Annotated in this window: 14 protein-coding genes; 5 read left to right on the plus strand and 9 right to left on the minus strand. The window is 64.0% G+C overall.

From position 1 onward, the window contains the following. Positions 1 to 12: 12 nt before the first annotated feature. The 5 genes from sohB to CWI75_RS09910 are packed head-to-tail and all read right to left on the minus strand — an operon-like array spanning position 13 to position 3,844. Complete coding sequence (sohB, locus tag CWI75_RS09890; protein ID WP_101521352.1) at positions 13 to 1,068, minus strand: protease SohB; 1,056 nt, start codon at positions 1,066 to 1,068, stop codon at positions 13 to 15. Between the two features lie 4 nt (positions 1,069 to 1,072). Then, positions 1,073 to 1,891 carry an NAD(+) diphosphatase gene (gene nudC / locus CWI75_RS09895; RefSeq protein ID WP_101521353.1) on the minus strand — a complete coding sequence of 273 codons (819 nt, stop codon included), beginning with the start codon at positions 1,889 to 1,891 and terminating at the stop codon, positions 1,073 to 1,075. Further along, positions 1,888 to 2,613 carry a DNA polymerase III subunit epsilon gene (gene dnaQ, locus CWI75_RS09900; RefSeq protein WP_101521354.1) on the minus strand — a complete coding sequence of 242 codons (726 nt, stop codon included), beginning with the start codon at positions 2,611 to 2,613 and terminating at the stop codon, positions 1,888 to 1,890. Before dnaQ ends, nudC begins: the two co-directional genes overlap by 4 nt. After that, the gene (rnhA, locus tag CWI75_RS09905; protein WP_101521355.1) at positions 2,610 to 3,068 is read right to left on the minus strand and encodes a ribonuclease HI; all 459 of its coding nucleotides are present in this window, start codon (positions 3,066 to 3,068) and stop codon (positions 2,610 to 2,612) included. Before rnhA ends, dnaQ begins: the two co-directional genes overlap by 4 nt. Next, a complete protein-coding gene (locus tag CWI75_RS09910; protein WP_146003577.1) occupies positions 3,065 to 3,844 on the minus strand; it encodes a class I SAM-dependent methyltransferase in 780 nt (259 codons plus the stop codon). Before CWI75_RS09910 ends, rnhA begins: the two co-directional genes overlap by 4 nt. A 67-nt stretch (positions 3,845 to 3,911) precedes the next feature. On the opposite strand from CWI75_RS09910, the gene gloB reads away from it, so the two are divergent. The 4 genes from gloB to CWI75_RS09930 all read left to right on the plus strand — a co-directional run bounded on the left by gloB (position 3,912) and on the right by CWI75_RS09930 (position 8,301). Next, positions 3,912 to 4,694, plus strand: a complete 783-nt coding sequence (gloB, locus tag CWI75_RS09915; protein WP_101521357.1) for a hydroxyacylglutathione hydrolase — start codon at positions 3,912 to 3,914, stop codon at positions 4,692 to 4,694. Positions 4,695 to 4,801: 107 nt separating this feature from the next. Next, the gene (locus CWI75_RS09920) at positions 4,802 to 6,076 is read left to right on the plus strand and encodes a LysM peptidoglycan-binding domain-containing protein (RefSeq protein ID WP_241521162.1); all 1,275 of its coding nucleotides are present in this window, start codon (positions 4,802 to 4,804) and stop codon (positions 6,074 to 6,076) included. Then, positions 6,060 to 7,313, plus strand: coding sequence for a class I SAM-dependent methyltransferase (locus CWI75_RS09925; RefSeq protein WP_101521358.1), 1,254 nt, complete (start codon positions 6,060 to 6,062; stop codon positions 7,311 to 7,313). The genes CWI75_RS09920 and CWI75_RS09925 overlap by 17 nt, the downstream gene beginning before the upstream one ends. Positions 7,314 to 7,431: 118 nt before the next feature. Continuing rightward, on the plus strand, positions 7,432 to 8,301 hold the full coding sequence (locus tag CWI75_RS09930) for an LLM class F420-dependent oxidoreductase (protein WP_101521359.1): 870 nt from the start codon (positions 7,432 to 7,434) through the stop codon (positions 8,299 to 8,301). Positions 8,302 to 8,368: 67 nt separating this feature from the next. Here CWI75_RS09930 and recD read toward each other — a convergent pair whose 3' ends face one another. Genes recD through recC form a run of 3 tightly spaced genes read right to left on the minus strand, consistent with a single transcriptional unit; the run spans position 8,369 to position 17,735 of the window. After that, the gene (gene recD, locus CWI75_RS09935) at positions 8,369 to 10,504 is read right to left on the minus strand and encodes an exodeoxyribonuclease V subunit alpha (RefSeq protein WP_101521360.1); all 2,136 of its coding nucleotides are present in this window, start codon (positions 10,502 to 10,504) and stop codon (positions 8,369 to 8,371) included. Beyond that, positions 10,504 to 14,220 (minus strand): exodeoxyribonuclease V subunit beta, encoded by a 3,717-nt coding sequence (gene recB, locus CWI75_RS09940; RefSeq protein ID WP_101521361.1) that lies wholly within the window; start codon positions 14,218 to 14,220, stop codon positions 10,504 to 10,506. The genes recD and recB overlap by 1 nt, the downstream gene beginning before the upstream one ends. Continuing rightward, positions 14,217 to 17,735, minus strand: a complete 3,519-nt coding sequence (recC, locus tag CWI75_RS09945; RefSeq protein WP_206604697.1) for an exodeoxyribonuclease V subunit gamma — start codon at positions 17,733 to 17,735, stop codon at positions 14,217 to 14,219. Before recC ends, recB begins: the two co-directional genes overlap by 4 nt. 226 nt (positions 17,736 to 17,961) lie before the next feature. On the opposite strand from recC, the gene CWI75_RS09950 reads away from it, so the two are divergent. Beyond that, positions 17,962 to 19,041 (plus strand): 3-deoxy-7-phosphoheptulonate synthase, encoded by a 1,080-nt coding sequence (locus tag CWI75_RS09950; RefSeq protein ID WP_101521362.1) that lies wholly within the window; start codon positions 17,962 to 17,964, stop codon positions 19,039 to 19,041. A 51-nt stretch (positions 19,042 to 19,092) separates the two neighbouring features. On the opposite strand, the gene nfuA is transcribed toward CWI75_RS09950, so the two are convergent. Then, positions 19,093 to 19,668: a Fe-S biogenesis protein NfuA gene (nfuA, locus tag CWI75_RS09955; protein ID WP_101521363.1), complete on the minus strand. Its 576-nt coding sequence runs from the start codon at positions 19,666 to 19,668 to the stop codon at positions 19,093 to 19,095. Positions 19,669 to 19,744 lie beyond the last annotated feature (76 nt).

The raw sequence follows: 19,744 nt of genomic DNA on the forward strand, positions 1-19,744 counted from the left end.
TGACCCCACCTTTCAGCTATGCGGCCCGCTATTATGCTGCCACAACTTGAGGACACTGCGCTCGACGGCGCCACTGGCGGCGAGGCCCAGTTTTTCCTGCCAGTGTTTCTTTTTGGCGTAGCGCACTTCGAATACGTCCTTGTTCTTTAGCTGTTCCTGGACGAAGGCGTCGCTGGTTTGCAGGGCGTCAATCAGCCCCATCTTCAATGCGTCACTGCCGTACCAGATCTCGCCGGTGGCCACTTTATCGATATCCAGGGTGGGGCGGTTCTCGGCCACGAAAGCCTTGAACAGCTTATGGGTGATTTCCAGGTCTTCCATGAACTTCTCCCGGCCCTTGTCGGTGTTTTCACCGAACAGGGTGAGGGTGCGCTTGTACTCGCCGGCGGTTAACAGTTCAAAATCGATATCGTGCTTTTTAAGCAGGCGATGGAAATTGGGCAGTTGCGCCAGTACGCCGATGGAGCCCAGTACCGCAAAGGGCGCGGCGATGATGTGCGGGGCAACACAGGCCATCATGTAGCCGCCACTGGCGGCCACTTTATCCACCGCGATGGTGAGTGGCGCGCCGGCATCGGTGATGCGCTTGAGCTGGCTTGCGGCCAGGCCGTAGCCGTGTACCAGGCCGCCGGGGCTTTCCAGTCGCAGCAGGATCTCGTCACCATCGCGTATGTGCGGCAGGACCGCGGACACTTCTTCGCGTAACTGGTCGGTGGCGCTGGCTCTCATGTCTCCATCAAAGTCCAGTACATACAATCGCTTACGGGTGCTTTCTACAGCGTCTTCTCCCTTCTTGCGCTGCTTCTTTGCCGCCTTGGCGGTCGCCTTGTCGGACTTGTTACGGGCCTTTAGCAGGGCCTTGCGCCCCTGCTGGTCGGTTACCGCCTCGTTCAGGGTGTCGCTGATGTCTTTGTATTTGTCGTTGACCTTGTGCACTTCAATGTGGCCTTCCTGCTCGGCTTTCCTGCGCTGGCTGATGGCGACGATGCCGCTCATTAGCAAGAGCACGGCCACCACAAAGGTAATGGTCTGGGCCAGAAAAAGTCCGTAATCGAAAAGGTATTCCAAGAGTCTACTCCCCTGTGAGGTTGCCAATATAGTGGCGGATAAGCTGCCCGGCTATGGAGGTGGCGGGCGGTATTTGTGGTAGGTCACGGTAGTGAAACCAGTCGGCGTGCGCAATCTCGCCGGGTTCGCAGACGATCTCACCGGCTTCGTATTCGGCGAAATAGCCCAGCATCAGCTGGCTGGGAAACGGCCAGGACTGGGAGCCAAAATAGCGCAGCTGCCCTATCGTCACGCCGACTTCCTCCAGCACTTCACGGTGCAGGGTTTGCTCGGCACTTTCCCCGGCTTCAATAAACCCCGCCAGTGTACTGTACAGGCGTCCGGGAAAGTTGACGTTGCGGGCCAGCAGCAGCTCTTCTCCCCGGTGCACCAGGGTGATGACACAGGGATTGATGCGCGGGTAATTAACGGTTCTGCAGGGTGCACAGCGCATGGCGCGCTCGGTGATGTCCACCGCCATGGGAGCGCCGCAACGCCCGCAAAACTGGTGGTCGCGCTCCCAGGCCAGCAGCTGCAGGGCCCGCCCGGCCAGGGCGAACAGGCTGTCGTCCATGCGCCCCAGCATCTGGTAGAGGTTGCCGCGGTGAAACCGCAGCGGGTCCAGTTCAATGCCACTGTCGATATCCACGGCGTAACAGGGAGTGCCCTGCCAGTAGCCGAGAAACTGCTCACGCAGTACGTCCCAGCCGGCTTGCTGCAACTGCGACCGCGGCAACAACGGATCCGGCGACTGCATATCACTCACCAGCTGTTCGCGCTGGAACACGATGTGCAGTGCGCCCTCGGCAGATACAGGTGGGATATTGCCTGCCTGGAAACTCATGCGTCTATCCTCTCTCGCCATAACACGGTGCCGCCGCTACTGCGGGCAATGGCCTCCAGCTGTTCTTCGTGGGCGCGCAACTCATCGGCGCTGGCGCGAATAACCGGCAGCGGTGCACGGCCCGCAGCCAGCCGCTGGATACCTTCGCTGCGACCATGACCACCGGCCTCACCGGGACCGTGGTCCGCGAGCTGGAAGGTCGTCTGGCCGCCGGTGATGGCCAGGTAGACATCCGCCAGGATCTCCGCATCCAGCAGCGCCCCATGCAGGTCGCGCTGGGAGTTGTCCACGCCATAGCGCTGGCACAGGGCATCCAGGCTGTTGCGCTGCCCCGGGTGCTTGCCGCGAGCCATCACCAGGGTATCGGTTACCCGGCATACGGATTCCAGCCCGGGATGGGTATCATCCATGCGCCGTAGCTCGGCATTGAGAAAGCCCATATCAAAGGGCGCATTGTGAATGACCAGCTCGGCACCGCTGACAAAGGCCAGGAAATCCGTTGCCACCTGCTTGAATACGGGCTTGTCTGCCAGCATTTCCCGGGTGATGCCGTGCACCTCGATGGCGCCCTGGTCAATCTCCCGCTCGGGGTTGATATAACGGTGGAAACGGTTGCCGGTCAGGCGCCGGTTCACCATCTCCACGCAGCCGATTTCAATGATGCGGTGGCCCTGGCTGCTTTCCAGGCCGGTGGTTTCGGTATCGAGTACGATCAGCCTCACAATGTATCCTTCCCGGGCGTTCGCTTGAGTTCGTCTATGCCACGATTGGCGAGCTGGTCGGCAATCTCGTTTTCGCGGTGGCCACTGTGGCCCTTGATCCAGTGCCAGCTAATCTGGTGTTGGTGGGTTTCCTGCTCCAGCGCCTGCCATAAATCGATGTTTTTAACCGGCGCGCGGCCGGCGGTTTTCCAGCCCCGCGCCTTCCAGGCGGGGAGCCAGCGGGTAATGCCGTCGCGCACATAGGCGGAATCGGTAGTCAGTTCTACCTGGCAAGGCTCCTTCAGCGCCCGCAGTGCCTCGATGGCGGCCCGCAATTCCATCCGGTTATTGGTGGTGTCAGGCTCGCCACCATACAACAGGCGCTCGCGGCTGCCAAAACGCAGTAACGCTCCCCAGCCACCGGGGCCCGGATTACCGCGACAGGCGCCGTCGGTAAAGATCTGCACGGCTTTCACGCCGCATGATCCCCCTGCCGGGGCGTGGCCGCGGGTACTGACAGGCCTATCAACCGCGGCCTGCTGCGGGCGCGACGCACTGGCCGGGCACTGCCGCCTACCTGCTTTACTGCGTGCATGACATATACGCCGCCCAGGGGCAGCTTGTGGCGCTCGCTCCAGGCGTTGAGGCGGCCCGCGAGCCGCGCGCCACTGCCCGAGCCCCCCACGGGTAACGGGCTCAGGAAATGACAGTTTTCCTGCTCGAAGCCCAGCAACCGCAGCCAGTCCAGCAAGCGGGTACGACCCACCGCATGTTGTTCCTGCCACAGGCTATTGCCCACCAGGCCGCGCAGGCGCTGCACCATGCCTAACAGGCTGTAGGGATTGAAACCGATCAATAACAGTTGCCCCTGGGGCGTGAGTACCCGGTGCAGCTCTCGCAATACCTGGTGCGGCTGGGCGGAGAATTCCAGGCAATGGTGTGCAACCACCACGTCCACACTCTCGCTCTCCAGCGGTAGCTCCGCAGCCTCTGCCACCAGGCTGATATGTTGACCACCCTGGGGCGCAATATAGGCCCGATGGTGAATACGGCTATTATTACACAGGGGCTGCTGGCGAGTGTGGCCCACCTGTACCAGATGGTAACCGAAGGCGGTGTCCAGAATCGGTTCCAGGGCACTTTGCAGGCTGGCCTGCAGGTTTAATCCCTGGTCAGTCTGATACCAGGATTCCAGTTCCGTTAGAATATCGCTACACTCGCCCATCATCACCCTGGTGGCAGGTGCCGGCAAACCGGCCTGTCTGTTGTTGGCTCAAGGGCCCATGTTACTGCATTTTTAAAGCTTTGGGAGGTTATGCATGCTGACAATTGAACCCATTCGCGCCTTCAGCGACAACTATATCTGGTTGCTCACTGATACCGCCAACAACCACTGTTTCGTGGTTGACCCGGGTGACGCCGAACCGGTACTCGAGGTATTGGCTGAGCGTCAGTTGACCCTGGCCGGCATTCTGGTGACCCACCACCATTTTGACCATGTAGGAGGCCTGCCGCTGTTGCGTGAGCACACCTCCGCCGTAGTCTATGGCCCCCACAACCCCGCTATTGAGGGCGTTGACCATCGGCTCGCGGAGGGTGACACCCTGACGGTGCTGGGCCTGGAGTTCAGTGTGCTGGCGGTGCCGGGGCATACCATGGATCACATCGCCTACTATTGTGCCGGGGATAGCGAGCAGCCACCGCTGCTGTTTTGCGGTGATACGCTGTTTGCCGGTGGCTGCGGTCGCATGTTTGAAGGTACCGCGCCGGTGCTTCACGGCTCACTGGCAAAACTGGCTGCCCTGCCCGGTAGTACCCGGGTATACTGTGCCCACGAATATACCCAGGCCAACCTGCGGTTCGCCAGGGCCGTGGAACCCGACAATGAGGCCCTTGCCGAGAGAGCCCGCGAGGTGGCTGCGCTACGCGCCACTGATGACCCCACCGTCCCCTCGGAGCTGGCGCAGGAACGCGCCACCAACCCATTCCTGCGCTGCGCGGAGCCGGCGGTCGCCGCCACCCTGCACAGCCAGGGTAAGTGGCAGGGTGAAAAACCGGAAGAGGTGTTTGCCGCCCTCAGAACCTGGAAGGATTCCTTTTGAATAACGCACTAAAAAACAATACGTTAAAACTAATTTCTATAGTATTTTCGAGCATTTTTTGGGTCACGGGCTGCCAGCTTCTACCACCGTCTGAGGAGTCAGCCGAGGTGAGTGCTGCCACCAGCAGGCTCCCGCAACCGGCCCCCTCCGTGGCCGGGGTACCGGCACCAAAAGCGAATGCGTCGATAGTGGCAAAGATGCCTGTCAGCGAGCCTCCGGTGGATCTCTGGGATCGCATGCGTCAGGGCATGGCCTGGCAGATACCGGACAACCCACAGGTGCACAAGGCGAGAACCCATTACCTTGGGCAGAACAATTACCTGGAGGCCCTGGGGCCACGCAGCACGCTCTACCTGCACTACATTGTGGACGAGGTGGAGCGCCGCGGCATGCCCATGGAGCTGGCCCTGTTGCCGCTGGTGGAAAGCGGCCTGAATCCCTTTGCCCGCTCCTCCCAGCACGCCCTGGGCCTGTGGCAGATCATGCCCGCCACAGGCCGCCAGCTGGGTATCACCAGTGACTGGTGGTACGACGGTCGCCGCGATCTGCGGGAATCCACCGCGGCGGCGCTGGACTACCTGCAAAGCCTGCACGACACGCTGGACGGCGACTGGATGCTGGCCATTGCCGCCTACAATGGGGGTATCGGCCGGGTCGGCCGGGCCGTGCGCGCCAACCGGGCCAAGGGCCGCAAGACCGATTTCTGGTCATTGCCTCTACCGCGGGAAACCCGCGCTTATGTGCCGCGGTTGCTGGCACTGAGCAGTATGGTCAGCGACCCGGACACCTGGGCAGTTAGCCTGCCGCCACTGGCCAATGCACCGGCCTTCGTGGCGGTACCCACCGGCGGCCAGATCGAGCTTGCCCGGGCAGCGGAGCTGGCGAATATTGAGCTGGCCCACCTGCAGGCACTGAACCCCGGCCATCGGCGCTGGGCCACAGCACCCACAGCGGCCGAATTGTTACTGCCACCCGAGAGCGCCGCGCACTTTGCCGAACGCCTGGCCGACCTGGATGCGGACCAGCGTGTTAACTGGCAGCACTACACCATTCGTAACGGCGACACCCTGGGGGCGATTGCGCGCCGCTTCAACACCCAGGTGACCCTGCTGCAGGAAGTGAACAAACTCAATGGCAGCTTTATTCGCGCCGGCAAGAGCCTGATGATCCCCCAGGGCGGAGACTGGGCCACCAGTCTGGCCGGGCGCAGTGCCGGCCAATCCAGGGAGACCGATTACAAAGTGCGCCGCGGCGACTCCCTGTACCGTATCGCGGGCCGTTTCAAGGTCAGCATCGATGACATCATTGCCTGGAATGCCCTGAATCCCCGTGGTTACATTTATCCCGGCCAGCAACTGACCCTGTATGTCGGAGACGGTTGACACCCCCTTTGGCTCGTTTGCACTAAGCCGCTATCCGGCCCGACGCAAGGAACCCCTGCGCGCCTGGTGCGGCGCAGACACCCTGTTGCTCGATGCGGCGGCGGCGCTGGACACATTGCCCCCGCGGGTGCTCACCGTTAATGATGAGCACGGTGCTCTGAGCGTGCCCCTGGCGACAGCACAAGCCACGGTGACTCTCTGGACCGATTCCGCGCTGGCCGCCCTGGCAGTTGCCGCCAACCGCGAGGCCAACCAGTGCCCGCCAATAGCAGTGGTGTGGAGCACCGAGCGACCGCCGCCGGCCAGCCTGGTGCTGTTGCGTATCCCCAAGCAAAAGGCCTTTCTTGAATACCAGCTGGCGTTACTGGCCGCGCAGCTGCCCGTCGGTGCACAGGTGCTGGCGGCGGGCATGGACAAACACCTGCCAGGCGACGTGGCGGCGCTGATGGAGCGTTACCTGGGCGCCTGCGAGCGTCACCATGGGCGCTACAAGGCACATTACTTCAGTGCCCGTATGGGTGACCGTATGGGCACAACCACCGCACCGCTGGCAGCCCATCAGCCACCACTCGCCCCTGCGCACCGGCCTGCTGCAAGCCCGGGCACGAGCCCCGACAATGCCTGGGTCGAATACGACTGCCCATTGCTGGGCGGCCCCCTCGCGGCGCTGCCCAACGTATTCAGCCGCGACCGCTTGGACCAGGGCAGCCGCTTCCTGATCGAACAGCTGGGCCAGCTGGCACCCGTGCAAAACGCGGTGGATCTGGCCTGTGGCAACGGCGTACTGGGGCTGGCGGCATTGCAACAGGGCGTTGCACAACACGTGTTGTTTTGTGACGAATCGGCCATGGCACTGGCTTCGGCCCGGGCCAACCGGGAACGGCTGCTACCCGCGGCGCAGGCCGGCTTCCACCACGGCGACGGACTGCTGGATAACGTATTGGAGTCCCCACCGGGCGGGGTTTCGGACTCAATCGTGGACGCACCCGCACCCGAGCTGATCCTGTGCAACCCGCCCTTCCACCTGCAACATGCGGTGGATGACTTTGCCGGCCGCCGCCTTCTTGGCCAGGCGGCCAACAGCCTGGCGCCGGGCGGCCATCTGTGCCTGGTAGCCAATCGCCACCTGGATTACCGCCCTACCCTGCAGCGCCACTTCCGTACTGTGGTGCTGGCACAGAATAGCAAATTCAGGGTCTACCTCGCCCGCCGCGAAGGCGGGGGTATGACAAATTGACCGCTCGCCTTCTGATTATTCCCTTTCATACGCGAGCGACGTCCCACCGCTGCCAGCGGCCGCCCAAGGTTGCTAGAGTAAGGCCATAACACCAAAAATTCCTTGCGGAGTCCTGATTGTGAAATTTGTCCTTTCCACCTCGTTCAGCACCGTTGCCCATCTCACCCGGATTGCGCCAGTGGCAGACGAATATGGCTGGGAAGCGATGTCGTTTTCCGATCACGTGGTGCATCCCGAACAGATCAGCCACGACTACCCCTACACCGAGGATGGCAGCCGCCGCTGGTCGGCCTTTACCGATTGGCCGGACCCCTGGGTTGTCATCGGCGCACTGGCAGCTATCACCACCCGCCTGCGTTTTACCAACAACATTTTCGTGCTGCCCATGCGCAACCCGTTCCTGGTAGCCAAGGCCATTAGCACCGCTGCCATTATCTCCGACAACCGGGTTACTCCGGCCTTTGGGGTGGGTTGGTCCGAGGATGAATTTGCGCTGATGCAGCAGGATTTTCGGACTCGCGGCAAGCGCACCGATGAAATGCTGGAAATCATGCGCCTGCTCTGGAGCGGCGAGATGGTGGAGTACCAGGGCCAGTTCTACCAGTTTGACCGACTGGAGATGAACCCTGCCCCCAGCGAACGCATCCCCTTCTGGATTGGCGGCATTTCAGACCCGGCCATGCGTCGGGCAGCGCGTCTGGCCGATGGCTGGGTGACCGACCTGCAGCCCTCCGCGGAGATCATCGAAAGCATCGAGCGCATCCGACAGTGGCGCAGAGAATACGGCCGGGAGCACGAACCCTTTGAGGTCATGGCCACCCCCAACGATGCCTGGGACGCCGACGGTTACAAGCGGCTGGAGGATGCCGGCGTCACCCATATCCTGACCATGCCGTGGATGTTCTACCACGGCGACACGGAAGACGTGGCGCTGAAAATCGACGGCACCAGGCGCTATGCGGACGAGGTGATCGCGCCGCTTTCCTGAACCATGCCCGAACCATGCCCGAACCATGCCTGAACCACGGCCTGAGCCGCCTGACTGTGCCGGGTAACTACCGCGGTAACAGCCCGCTGATGCGCCTGACCGGTGTGGCCACCGCCTGTTCAAATACCTCTGCCCGGGTTGTCACCAGGGTGAACTGCCGACTGGCCCGGGTGATGCCGGTATAGACCAGCTCCTTGGTGAGCACCGGGCTGCGGCGCTCGGGAAGCACCAGTGCGGCGTGGCTGAACTCCGAACCCTGGGATTTGTGTACGGTCATCGCAAACACGGTTTCGGCGTCGGTCAGCTGGCTGGGCAACACAAAGCGGATTCCGCCGCGACCGTCGTTGCGTGGAAATGCCACCCGTAGTTGCGCCTGGCTGATGCCTGATCGTGCCACCAGGGGTACCTGCAGGGTAATACCCACGTCCCCGTTCATCAGGCCCAGGCTGTAATTGTTGCGGGTGACCATCACCGGGCGCCCCTCGTACCAGCCCTGCGCCGCCGGCAACAGACCCTCGCCCTGCAGCAAAGCTGCTACCCGGACATTGACCGCCTCCACGCCCCAGTCGCCGCGGCGCACCGCACACAACAGCTGGAACTGGTCAAAAGTTGCCAGCACCGTGCGTGCCCAGGCCTCCCAGGCCAGATCTCCCGGTGCGGCGGCTGCAGGACGCAGTGCCTGCAGCTGTCGCAGGTAAAGGCCGTAACCGGGCGTGTTATCGCGGCCCACCACCAGGGCTGCAAAAGCCGGGTCACTGGCACTGTTCATACGCCGCCAGGCAATATCGGCAAACTCGCCGGCACCGAGCAGACTGGCCGCCCGAGCTACATCGCAGCGGTTGACCGCCCGCGCCAGTTCACCGATGCCACTGTTGGCCCCAAACCGGTGTGACCGGCGCAGCATCACGGTCTGCTGGGCCAGGGCATGTTGCCCGGGTACACCGGGTCGCAAGCCTGCAGCGGCCAGGGACTGGCCGCTCACCGACTCCAGCCACGCCACGGTGTCGTCGGTGTAATGCCCCGCCTCGGCGTCGCGGCACAAGTCCCCCAGCACCGCGCCCGCTTCCACCGAGGACAACTGGTCCTTGTCACCCAACAGGATCAACCGTGCCGCGCGCGGTAGCGCGGCCAGCAGGCAGGCCATCATTTCCAGGTCAATCATCGAGGCTTCGTCCACCACCAGTACGTCCAGCGGCAGTGGGTTACCCGCGTGGTGGCGGAAATGACGGCTGTCCATGCGGCTGCCCAACAGGCGGTGCAGGGTGCTTACTGTGGCAGGAATATGCTGGCGTACTGTCTCCGGCACTGCCAGGTCGCCCACTTGCCGACCAATGGATTCGGTGAGCCGGGTGGCGGCCTTGCCGGTGGGTGCCGCCAGCCGAATACGCAGCGGCTGGCCAGCGGCCACTGCCGAGGATTGCAACAGGGCCAGCAGCCGCACCACCGCCGTGGTCTTGCCGGTACCCGGGCCACCGGTGATGATGCTGAAAGCGCCGCGCGCGGCCAGGGCACAGGCCAGGCGCTGCCAGTCGGGCTGGTCATCCCCTGCGCCGCCCTGATCCTCACCCTGGCCCGTATCGGCAAACAATTCCGCCAGGCCCTCGAAGAGCCCGTTCACCGGTGTCGGCGGCCGGCTGACCCGCTCGTGGAGGGCCGCCATAACCTCGTGTTCGTAGCGCCAGTAACGGCGCAAATACAGCCTCTGCCCCACCAGCACCAGGGGGCTCTCGGGAGCCGCGGCACAGCTATCGACCAGGGGGCTGGCGGCCAGCCGGGCAAGCCAGTCCGTGGCCGCCAGACCAGCCAACAGTTGCGAGGGCAGCAACGCCGCCGGTGCTGCCTGCTGCCCTTCGGGCGGCAGTGACAACGCCAGGTCGGGCGCCGCGAGTGTCGCCGCCAGATCCATACAGATATGGCCGTGGCCGAGCTGGTGGCTGACCAGCGCCGCCGCCAGTAGCAGGGCGGGGTCACTATCCGGCTCAAGCTCCAGCAGAAATCCCGCCAGTGCCCGGTCCAGCGCTCGCAGCCAACCCAGTTCCACCCACTGGTCAAGCTGTGCCAGCAGCGCCCCGGTGCTCTCCAGGGGGCTCCTGGAGCCGTTCTGCAGCGGGTCTCCGGGTTGGCCACCGGGGCCGCGGTCCGCCGTTTCGGTGGCGGCGAGTGGGTCCCCCAATGGCAACACGGCCTGTTCGTATTCCGTCATCAGACGAGCTCTCTCGTGGGGTTCGGCGCGAGTAACGGCGCAGACAGCGGGTCCTCGCCGGCAAACTGCCGATCCAGGGTTTCAATCAGGGCGCGCGGTGGGCGCTGGTGCCAGATACCGGCGTCGCTATCCGCGCTGCCGCGCACAAACCAGTACACGGCGCCGCCGATATGGCGGTCGTAGTCGTAACCGGGCAGGCGGGCCTTCAACTGCCGGTGCAAAGCCAGCAGGTAGAGTGTGAACTGCAGGTCATAGCGGTGCTCCAGCACGGCCTCCTCCATCGCCTGTGCGTGGTAGGCCACGGCATCGGTGCCCAGCCAGTTGGACTTGTAATCCACCACGTAATAGCGGCCCTCATGTTCCAGCACCAGATCAATATAACCCTTGAGCAGGCCGTTGACCTGGTCGTCAAGCGCGGGCGGTCGCGGCCGGCCGGGCAAAATGTGCTGCTGGATCAACGCATCCATTTCCGCCACCTGTACATGACTGGCGGCGAACAGGAACTCCAGCTCCGGCTGGAAGGCAGCGGGCGGCAAGCCGGCCAGTGACAACCCCGGGGTTCCGGGCAGGGGCCATTCGCGTTCCAGCAGCTCACTGAGCCACAGGCCCAGTGTTTCAACCCATTCACCCAGACCCCGCCGCAGGCAGCGAGGTCGTAACCCCTCGGCACAGGTGGCGGAGTCTGCCAGGGTGCCAAACCCCTCCCGGGCCGCCAGTTCCAGCAGGCCATGCAGGAAGGTGCCCGGCCCCGGCCCACGGGGGAAACGGTGGATGGTGGGAGTTTCGCCTGGCCGCAGGGGCAGGAATACGGCGTGCCGTTCGTCGTCACTGGCCTTGGCGGCAGCGGCGCTCTCCGGGCCGGCGTCATCGGTACGCAACTGGCCACCCTGGCGACTCGCGGCCTGGGAGTCCATGCGCAGTGCACTGTAAGAGGCGATCCACCAGTGTTCCGCCGCGGCGCGCACCGGGGTGCGAGCCTGCAGATCAGGCACGCCGGCCTCTTCCGGTATGAAACGCAGGTGAGCCACCACCGGCGCGTCGGTAACCGCCACCCCTTCAAATGCCTGCCATCGCGCGAGATGACCACCAAGATCGGCGGCGGTCGCTACTTCTTCACCGCCGCTCAACAAGCGGCCAATCGCCGACAAGTGCAGTACCGGGTGTTTGCCGGCGCCGCGCACCAGGTCGGTCAGCCCCAGCCAGCAGGCGTGGCGGGCGCGGGTGACCGCCACGTACAGGAGTCGCATATCCTCCGCCATGCGCTCGTGGTCCGCCAGTACCAGGTCGGGTTCGGTGGCTGACATGACCAGGCGCTGAGTACCATTCTCGCGCACTCGCAGCGGCTTGCCCTTGCCTTCTTCCAGGCGGGCATTACTGATGAAGGGCAGAAACACCAGGGGGTATTCCAGCCCCTTGGACTTATGGATGGTCACGACTTTGACCAGCTCGGCATCACTCTCCAGCCGCAGTACCTGGTCATCGCCGTCGCCCCCTGCCCTGCCCTGAACCTGGTCATCCAGGTGGCGGATCAGTGCCTGCTCACCGTCCAGCTCGCGCGAAGCCTGCTGCAATAACTCAGCCAGATGCAGCAGGTTGGTCAGGCGGCGCTCGCCATCATCACTCGCCAGTAACTGTGCCGGCACATCAAAGTCGTGCAGCACTACCTGCAACATCGGCAGCACGCCCTGGCGTAACCACAGGTTGCGATAGCCGCGAAACTGCAGCACCCGCTCCTCCCACTCACGCTCATCCTGGTTCAGTCGGTCCAGCAGCGCCCAGGGCTGGGCCAGGGTGGGACTGGCGAGTGCGGCCCGCAACAGGCGGTCGTCATCGGGGGCCGCGCAGGCACGCAGCCAGCGCAGCAGGTCCGCGGCCTCCGGGCTTTCCAGCACCGAATCCTTGTCCGACAGGTACACGCTCTTCACCCCGCGCGCGGACAGTTCAGCGCGCATGGCCTGGGCCTCCCTGAAGTTGCGCACCAGTACTGCCATATCGGCCGGGCGCACCTGCTGCCAGTGACCGTCGGGGCCGGCAAAACCCGCCTGTCCCTGCTGGCCCAGGGTGAGCAGGTGCACCATCTCACTGGCACAACGCTGCGCCATGGAGCGTATATAGGCCGGGGCGCCCAAGGACTCCCCCACATCCAGCTGCCAGGCGGTCAGCGCCGGAGCCGGCTGGCCGTTCACCTGCCAGCACTCGTTGCGGCCCTTGGCGGCAACGCCGGCAAACGGTAGTGGGTTCTCGCTCTCCGTGGCCAGTGCAAAGGCACCACCCGGCCGGGGCTCCGCCGACCCGAAAAGTGTGTTGACCGCCGCTACCATGGCCTGGCTGGAACGAAAATTGGTGCCCAGGTGTTCGTGGCGTTCCGCCGTATCCCGTCGCGCCTGCAGGTAGGTGTAAATATCGGCCCCGCGGAAGCTGTAAATGGCCTGTTTGGGATCACCGATCAGGAACAGGCCGCAGTCGCGATTGTTCGCCGCCACCTGGTACACCGCGTCAAAGATGCGGTACTGCACCGGGTCTGTATCCTGGAACTCGTCGATCAGGGCCACGGGGAACTGCTGCCGGATGACCTGCGCGAGACGCTCGCCATTGCCGCCCTGCAGGGCACTGTCCAGTCGGCTGAGCATGTCGTCAAAACCCATTTCCGCGCGCCGTCGCTTGGCCGCCTCAAATTCCGCCTGCACCCAGCCGGCGGCGTGTTGCAGCGCGGCCCACGCCGGCTCCGGCAGCCCGGCCAGCCGCTCGGGCAGCAGCGCCAGGGCCGCGAACGCCGGGTGTTGCGGTGGTGCATCACTCTTCCAGGCTTCGGCCATTCCCTCGGGGCTGAGTCGATGCAGGGCAGAGTCGGTAAGCCCCGGTTTTTCCAGTGCGGGATCACTCGCCCATGCCCGCAACAGGCCCAGCCAACCTTTGTAGTGGCGCGCCTGTAATTTGTGTCCATTCACCTGTTTTTGCGCAACGGCGGCGTCCAGCAGGGGCTCTACTTCCTCAAGCCAGCGGCTCCAGGGCGCCTTGAGTTGCGCCAGTTGCTCGGCACGCTGGCGCAGCACCGGCACAATAACCGAGCCGATATCCACCGTGGGCGACGGCGGCGCATCCGCCAGCGCCAGCCGGATCTTTTTCACCAGCAAGTCCGGCGTTGCCCAGTGCTCGTTGACCCAGTCCAGCGCGTCGCCCTGTAAGGGGTAACAGTGCCGACGCCAGTAGTCGCGCACCACTTCCAGAAACAGCTCGCTGTGGTCGGTTTCCAGGGTCTGGGTGAACAGGCTGCCGCTATCGAATGCGTGCTCGCGCAACATACGCTGGCACCAGCTATGGATGGTGGATACCGCGGCCTGGTCCATCCATTGCGCGGCGATATCCAGGCGCCGGGCGCAGGCGGGCCACGCCGCCGGCTCAAAGTCCTCCCGCAGCGCCAGCAACAGGGCGTCAGCTTCCGGGGCCTCATCACGGAACGCAACGGCAGCCCGTACCAGGCGCTGGCGGATGCGGTCGCGCAACTCACGGGTTGCCGCCTCGGTATAGGTGACCACCAGGATATCCGGCGGCAGCAGCTCCCGGCCCAACCCGGCGTCGGTCCCGCCATGGCCCAGAATCAGCCGCAGATACAGCGCCGAAATAGTCCAGGTTTTGCCGGTGCCGGCGCTGGCCTCAATCAGACGGCTGCCGTACAGGGGAAAACGCAGCGCCAGGGGCCGTTGTTCACTGGTCATGCATCATCCTCCAGGGCGCCGGGAGTAACGGCAAAGGTGATCTGCTCAGCCCTGAAAGCCTGCAACAGACCGGCGTACAAGCCCTCGCAGTACTCGCTGAAACGGCCGTCGGCGCTGAGTGCATTAAAATCCGGGTACTGGCTTGCCAGGGCGGTACTGCGGGCAACCTCGCCCTCGTTGAAGGCCCCGTTGCCGTCGAATACGAGGCACGCTTTTGCCGCTGCCTGCTCCTCGCCCTTCTCCAGCCCCTCGAGCCAGGCAAAGGCGGTTTGGGGAGCACAGGGCAGGGGTTCACAAAGCCCCGCCAGCCATGCCCGCAGCCACCACTGCAGCTGCTCCCGGGCGACCTCCCGGGGCAGCGGTTGCAGATGAACCACCGCATCGGTGGCCACCAGGTAACTGTTGATCGGGCGGCCACTGGCGGCGGCCAGCACATGCACCACCCAGTCATTCAACAGGCTGTGCCAGCGCAGTTTTTTGGGACTCTTGCCCAGTAATTTGCCAGGCAGCAATACCAGCCGTGCGAGCGAGGCGCCATCAGGGCTGCTGCGCAGGCCCCCCAGCCAGCTTTCCAGCTGGGCTTCCGGGATGCCGTCCGCCAGCACCAGGGGGCTGTCCAGCAGTAGCGGCCACTGCTGCAGCAGGCCCTGATACTGCTGTAACTGGGCAGCGAGTGGCTCCAGCACCTGCGCCCTCGCCAATGCCCCAAACCCCGCCAGCGGCAGTTGACCGGCGCGCTGCAGGCCATCGGCCAACGACTCCAGCACCTCAGCCATATCGGCCTGCGGCGGCAACTGGCCCGCCACCGCCAGGACCTGCTGCCGTAATTGCCAGAGCTGCAGCCCATCCAGGGCGAAAGTCTCGGCATCGTCCTGGGCCTCGCTGCCAGTATCCAGCCAGGCATTGAACCGGCCGCTGAAAAAGTGCGCGGCCGGATCCCGTAAAAAACGCTGCACGCTCGGCACTTCCAGCGGCGCTTCCGGCAACAGCGGGGGCAGTGCAGCCTGGCCTGTCACCGCGGCCCTGACGGCATCGCTGCCGGCGCGGTGCATCGGCAGCCATTCCCGGGCATAGCTGAACAGCGCCGGATTCAGGCCATCAAAATAGGCGGGGCTGAAAGGTTGTAGCGGATGGCAGGTGGTGAGCGCCGCCAGCAGGTCGGCATCGTTTGCGCAGCGCCAGCCACTGCTGAAGTGATCGCGTAACTGGCCGACCAGCACCGAAGGGGGCCGCTCACTGTTATCGCGTATGCTATGCCCCACCCAACTGATATACAGCCGCTCCCGGGCGGAGAGTAACGCCTCCAGTGCCAGGTAGCGATCATCCTCCCGGCGGGAGCGGTCGCCGGGGCGATAATCCCGGGCCATCAGGTCAAAATCCAGGGGCACATGGGCCCGGGGGTAGTCACCGTCGTTCATGCCCAGCAGGCACACCCGGCGGAAGGGAATCGCGCGCATTGGCATCAGCGTACAGACATTCACCGCCCCAGCCAGAAATCGCTGGTTGAGCGGGCTCTGCTCAACCGCTGCCAGCCACGCCTCCCGCACCACATTGAGTGGCAGCGCCTCTTCCAGCGCGACGCTGTCGCACAGCTCCAGCCACTGGTCCAGGGCTGTCTGCAACTGCGTCAGCAGACGCTCATCGCGGTCTCCCCCGGGCACAAAAAACTGCGCCAGTAGCGCCCGCAGGCGCTCGCCCCAACGCGCCGGGGATGCCGGCTCGGTAAGGAGCGAGGTAGCGTCATCCAGGGCATCCAGCAACTGTACCAGCGGCCCTATCAGTGCCGCATCCAGGCCACCGATTTCATCGTAGGGTTCAATCCCCGCCAGGGCCTCGCCGCTACCCGAGGCATAACCCAGTAACATGCGCCGCAGGCCAAAACGCCAGGTGTTGGTGTCCAGCCCCGCGGACAGGCCCAGGGCCTCGCGTCGCCGCGCGTCCAGGCCCCAGCGGATGCCCGCACCGTCCAGCCAGCGGCGCAGCATGGGCAGATCCGCTTCGGCAATGGCAAAGCGGGCGCGCAGCGCCGGCACATCCAGCAGGTCCAGCACTTCGCTCACCGGCAGGCGGCTGTCGGGCAGGCCCAGCAGGTGCTCCAGGGCGATCAACAGCGGCTCTCGCCCGCGCTGGCCCTGGTCGGCCAGGGTAAAAGGTATATAGCGCTGTTCCCCGGGAGCGTACTGGCCGAACACCGCCTGTACCGATGCCGCGTACAGGTCGATATCCGGAACCATGACGATAATATCCCGCGGTCGCAGGGTGGTATCCTCGCTGAACCAGGCCAGCAGCTGGTCGTGCAGTACCTGTACCTCACGCTGGGCACTGTGGGCGCTGTGAAACCGTACCGATTGATCCCGGGCGGGGTCCACCGGCGGCCAGTGATCGCGGCTTTCATTGAGCGGTGCGAGGTCGAGAATATCGTGTTGCAGCTGGCCCAGCAGGTGGTCCCGGGGCGGCGGCTCAAACAGGTCGATCCGGCCCTGGGTAATGTCCCGGAACAGGTGTTCGTAACTGCTGCGCTCGTCGTGGCTATCCAGAAGGTTAATGTAGTCCCGGCCCTGCTTGCCCCACGCCGCCAGCAGCGGATGGGCATGCTGGTGCAGGCTGGCATCGTCCAGTTGAACGGGCATGCCCGGGCGCCGTGCCTGGCGCTGGTAGGCGTGGCGCAGCAGGTCCTGGTCCGCCACGATGTCACTCCAGTGATGCTGGCAGGGATTGAGCACGCACAGCAACACCTGGCTGAACCGGCTCATGGCCGCCAGGGCCTCCAGGGACTGGGCCGGCAGCGAGGATATGCCGAACACGATCACCCGCCTCGGCAGGCCCTGGGGGCGCTGCTCAAGATCGCCGAGGGTTTTGATGAACTGCGGGTGAATGCCCACCCGGCTGTCCGCCAGGCGCTGCTCGCCCACATCCTCCAGCAGTGCCCGCCACAGCGCCGGCTGCCAGGTATCCGCCTCCGCCAGTAGCCCGGGCCCTTCGCGCAAACCCCGAATGCGATCGTGTCCCGCAGACCAGTCCGCCAGCCAGTCGGCGCGGTACACCTGGTACTGGTCAAACAGGTCCGCCAGCCGCTCGGCCAGCTGGTAGCGCTTGCGGCAGTCGACATCATCCGCCATGAAACGCTGCAACGGTGCATATACGGGTTTATCCAGCAATGTGGGCAGCAGTCGGACAAGGCGCCAGGTGAGTGGCGCCTTGTCCAGTGGCGAGGCCACGGGCACGGCATCAGCGCCCAGCACCGCCCGGTAAGCCTGCCACTGCAAACGGGCCGGCAACTGCACATCCAGCGCTGCTGCAATGCCGCAACCGCCGCCACCGGAGGCAGAGGGATCCGCCGCCAGGGCCTGTTGCAGCCACTGGGCAATGCCGTTGCTCTGCACCAGCACGACTTCGTTTTCCAGCGGCGCCAGCGGATAGCGACGCATCCACGCTACCACCAGCTCGCGCAGGGACTCCAGGCGATTGCCGTGAATAATCATCATGCCGGGTTCGAGGTCTGCGGTTGCCTGCACGGAGGGCCCTGTCGTTGAGGATTTCAGCGGCGCTTGGCAAGCGGCCGGAGTTGAGCTGCAAGGTTACCCTGCCGCCGCGGGATGTCCAGCCATATGCCTTTTCCCTGTCGCCTTTTCAGTCACGTTTCTATCCACAGGTACCGGCCTGTTATAGAATGGCGCGCCGCGATTAGCGCCCCGGCCATGGTGCCGGCGCCGGCTGGAACACTTTATCAGGTAATGAGCAATGAACACGATGGAAGTACACAACGTTAACGTGGCATCCCAGGAAGTACTGGTGACACCGGCGCAGCTGAAGCAGGCACTGCCGATCAGCGCCGCCGCGCGCGCCACCCTCACCGAGAGCCGCCGGGTCATCCAGGATATTCTCGACCGCAAGGATCACCGCATATTCGTGGTAGTGGGTCCCTGCTCCATCCACGACATCGATGCCGCCATGGATTACGCCCGGCGCCTCAAGGCCCTGGCGGATGAACTGTCAGACACCCTGTACATTGTCATGCGGGTATATTTTGAAAAACCCCGTACCACGGTGGGCTGGAAAGGACTGATCAACGACCCGCACCTGGATGATTCCTTCAGGATTGAAGAGGGGCTGCATATTGGCAGGCAGCTGTTGCTGGACATTCTGGAACTGGGCCTGCCAACCGCAACCGAGGCCCTGGACCCGATTTCCCCGCAATACCTGCAGGACCTGATCAGCTGGTCCGCCATTGGCGCCCGCACCACGGAATCCCAGACCCACCGGGAAATGGCCAGTGGCCTGTCCTGCGCGGTAGGCTTCAAGAATGGCACTGATGGTGGTCTTACCGTGGCTACCAACGCACTCAACTCGGTGGCCAAGCCGCACCGCTTCCTCGGCATCAACAGCCAGGGCAAGGTGTCGGTATTCACCACCCGGGGCAACCGTTACGGGCATATCGTGTTACGCGGCGGCAGCACCGGCCCCAACTATGATTCGGTACACATCCGGCTCTGCGAACAGGCGCTGGAAAAAGCCGGGGTGCCGCAAAACATCATGGTGGACTGCAGCCACGCCAATTCCAACAAACAGCCGGAACTGCAGCCACTGGTGGTGGAAAATGTGGGCAACCAGATCATCGAGGGCAACCGCTCGCTGGTGGGGCTGATGATCGAGAGCCACATAAACCCGGGCAGCCAGGCAATACCCGCGGATCTGGAGCAACTGCAGTACGGTGTGTCGGTAACCGACGGCTGTATCGGCTGGGAAGAGACCGAGGACTCACTGCGCGCCCTGCGCAGACAACTGCGCGAGGTATTGCCGGCGCGCCTGGGAGTGGCCTGACCACCCGCCGGCCTCGCGTGGAGCGGCGGCCGGCGGGTTAGCGCGGGCTAATCAGTAGTAGGCGTTACTGCGATCCGAGTGGTCGGTTTCATCGCGCACACCCTTGAGCTCGGGCAACTGTTCCAGCAGGGTCTTCTCAACACCGCTTTTCAGGGTCTGGTCGACCATGCCGCAGCCCTGGCAGCCACCACCGAATTTCAGAATGGCATAGCCGTCCTCGGTAATGTCGAGCAGGCTCACTTCACCGCCGTGGGCAGCCAGGGCCGGGTTGACCTCGTTGTAGAGTACATAGTTGATGCGATCTTCCAGCGGACTATCGGCATCCACGCGCGGCAGTTTGGCGTTGGGCGCCTTGATGGTGAGTTGCCCACCCATGCGGTCTTTGGCGTAGTCGACCAGGGCGTCCTCCAGAAAAGGCAGGCTGCGGGCATCAAACCACGCGGTGAGTTCACCGTAGTTGCGTTTTTCATCGCCCTCTGCAAGGTCGCCCTCGCGCGCGTAAGCGATACAGGTTTCAGCCTTCGGTGTGCCGGGTTGGTTAATGAACACCCGAACGCCGAGGGCGTCCTCCTGCTTGGAGAGCAGTTCGGCCAGATAACCCTGAGCCGATTCTGTAATGGTGACCATGGATTCCTTCCATTCCGAGTAAATTAGTCAAGTATTCTAGCAAACTTCTGCCGGGCTGCGCGAGTAGTGTTTACAC

The sequence above is a fragment of the Kineobactrum sediminis genome (assembly GCF_002868715.1).
Lineage (GTDB): Bacteria > Pseudomonadota > Gammaproteobacteria > Pseudomonadales > Halieaceae > Kineobactrum > Kineobactrum sediminis.

What these genes read in the sequence shown, in the direction of transcription:
- nudC (WP_101521353.1), bottom strand. Translation starts at nt 1,891, where the DNA reads ATGAGTTTCCAGGCAGGCAATATCCCACCTGTATCTGCCGAGGGCGCA.
- gloB (WP_101521357.1), top strand. Translation starts at nt 3,912, where the DNA reads ATGCTGACAATTGAACCCATTCGCGCCTTCAGCGACAACTATATCTGG.
- CWI75_RS09925 (WP_101521358.1), top strand. Translation starts at nt 6,060, where the DNA reads ATGTCGGAGACGGTTGACACCCCCTTTGGCTCGTTTGCACTAAGCCGC.
- recD (WP_101521360.1), bottom strand. Translation starts at nt 10,504, where the DNA reads ATGACGGAATACGAACAGGCCGTGTTGCCATTGGGGGACCCACTCGCC.
- recB (WP_101521361.1), bottom strand. Translation starts at nt 14,220, where the DNA reads ATGACCAGTGAACAACGGCCCCTGGCGCTGCGTTTTCCCCTGTACGGC.
- CWI75_RS09950 (WP_101521362.1), top strand. Translation starts at nt 17,962, where the DNA reads ATGAACACGATGGAAGTACACAACGTTAACGTGGCATCCCAGGAAGTA.
- nfuA (WP_101521363.1), bottom strand. Translation starts at nt 19,668, where the DNA reads ATGGTCACCATTACAGAATCGGCTCAGGGTTATCTGGCCGAACTGCTC.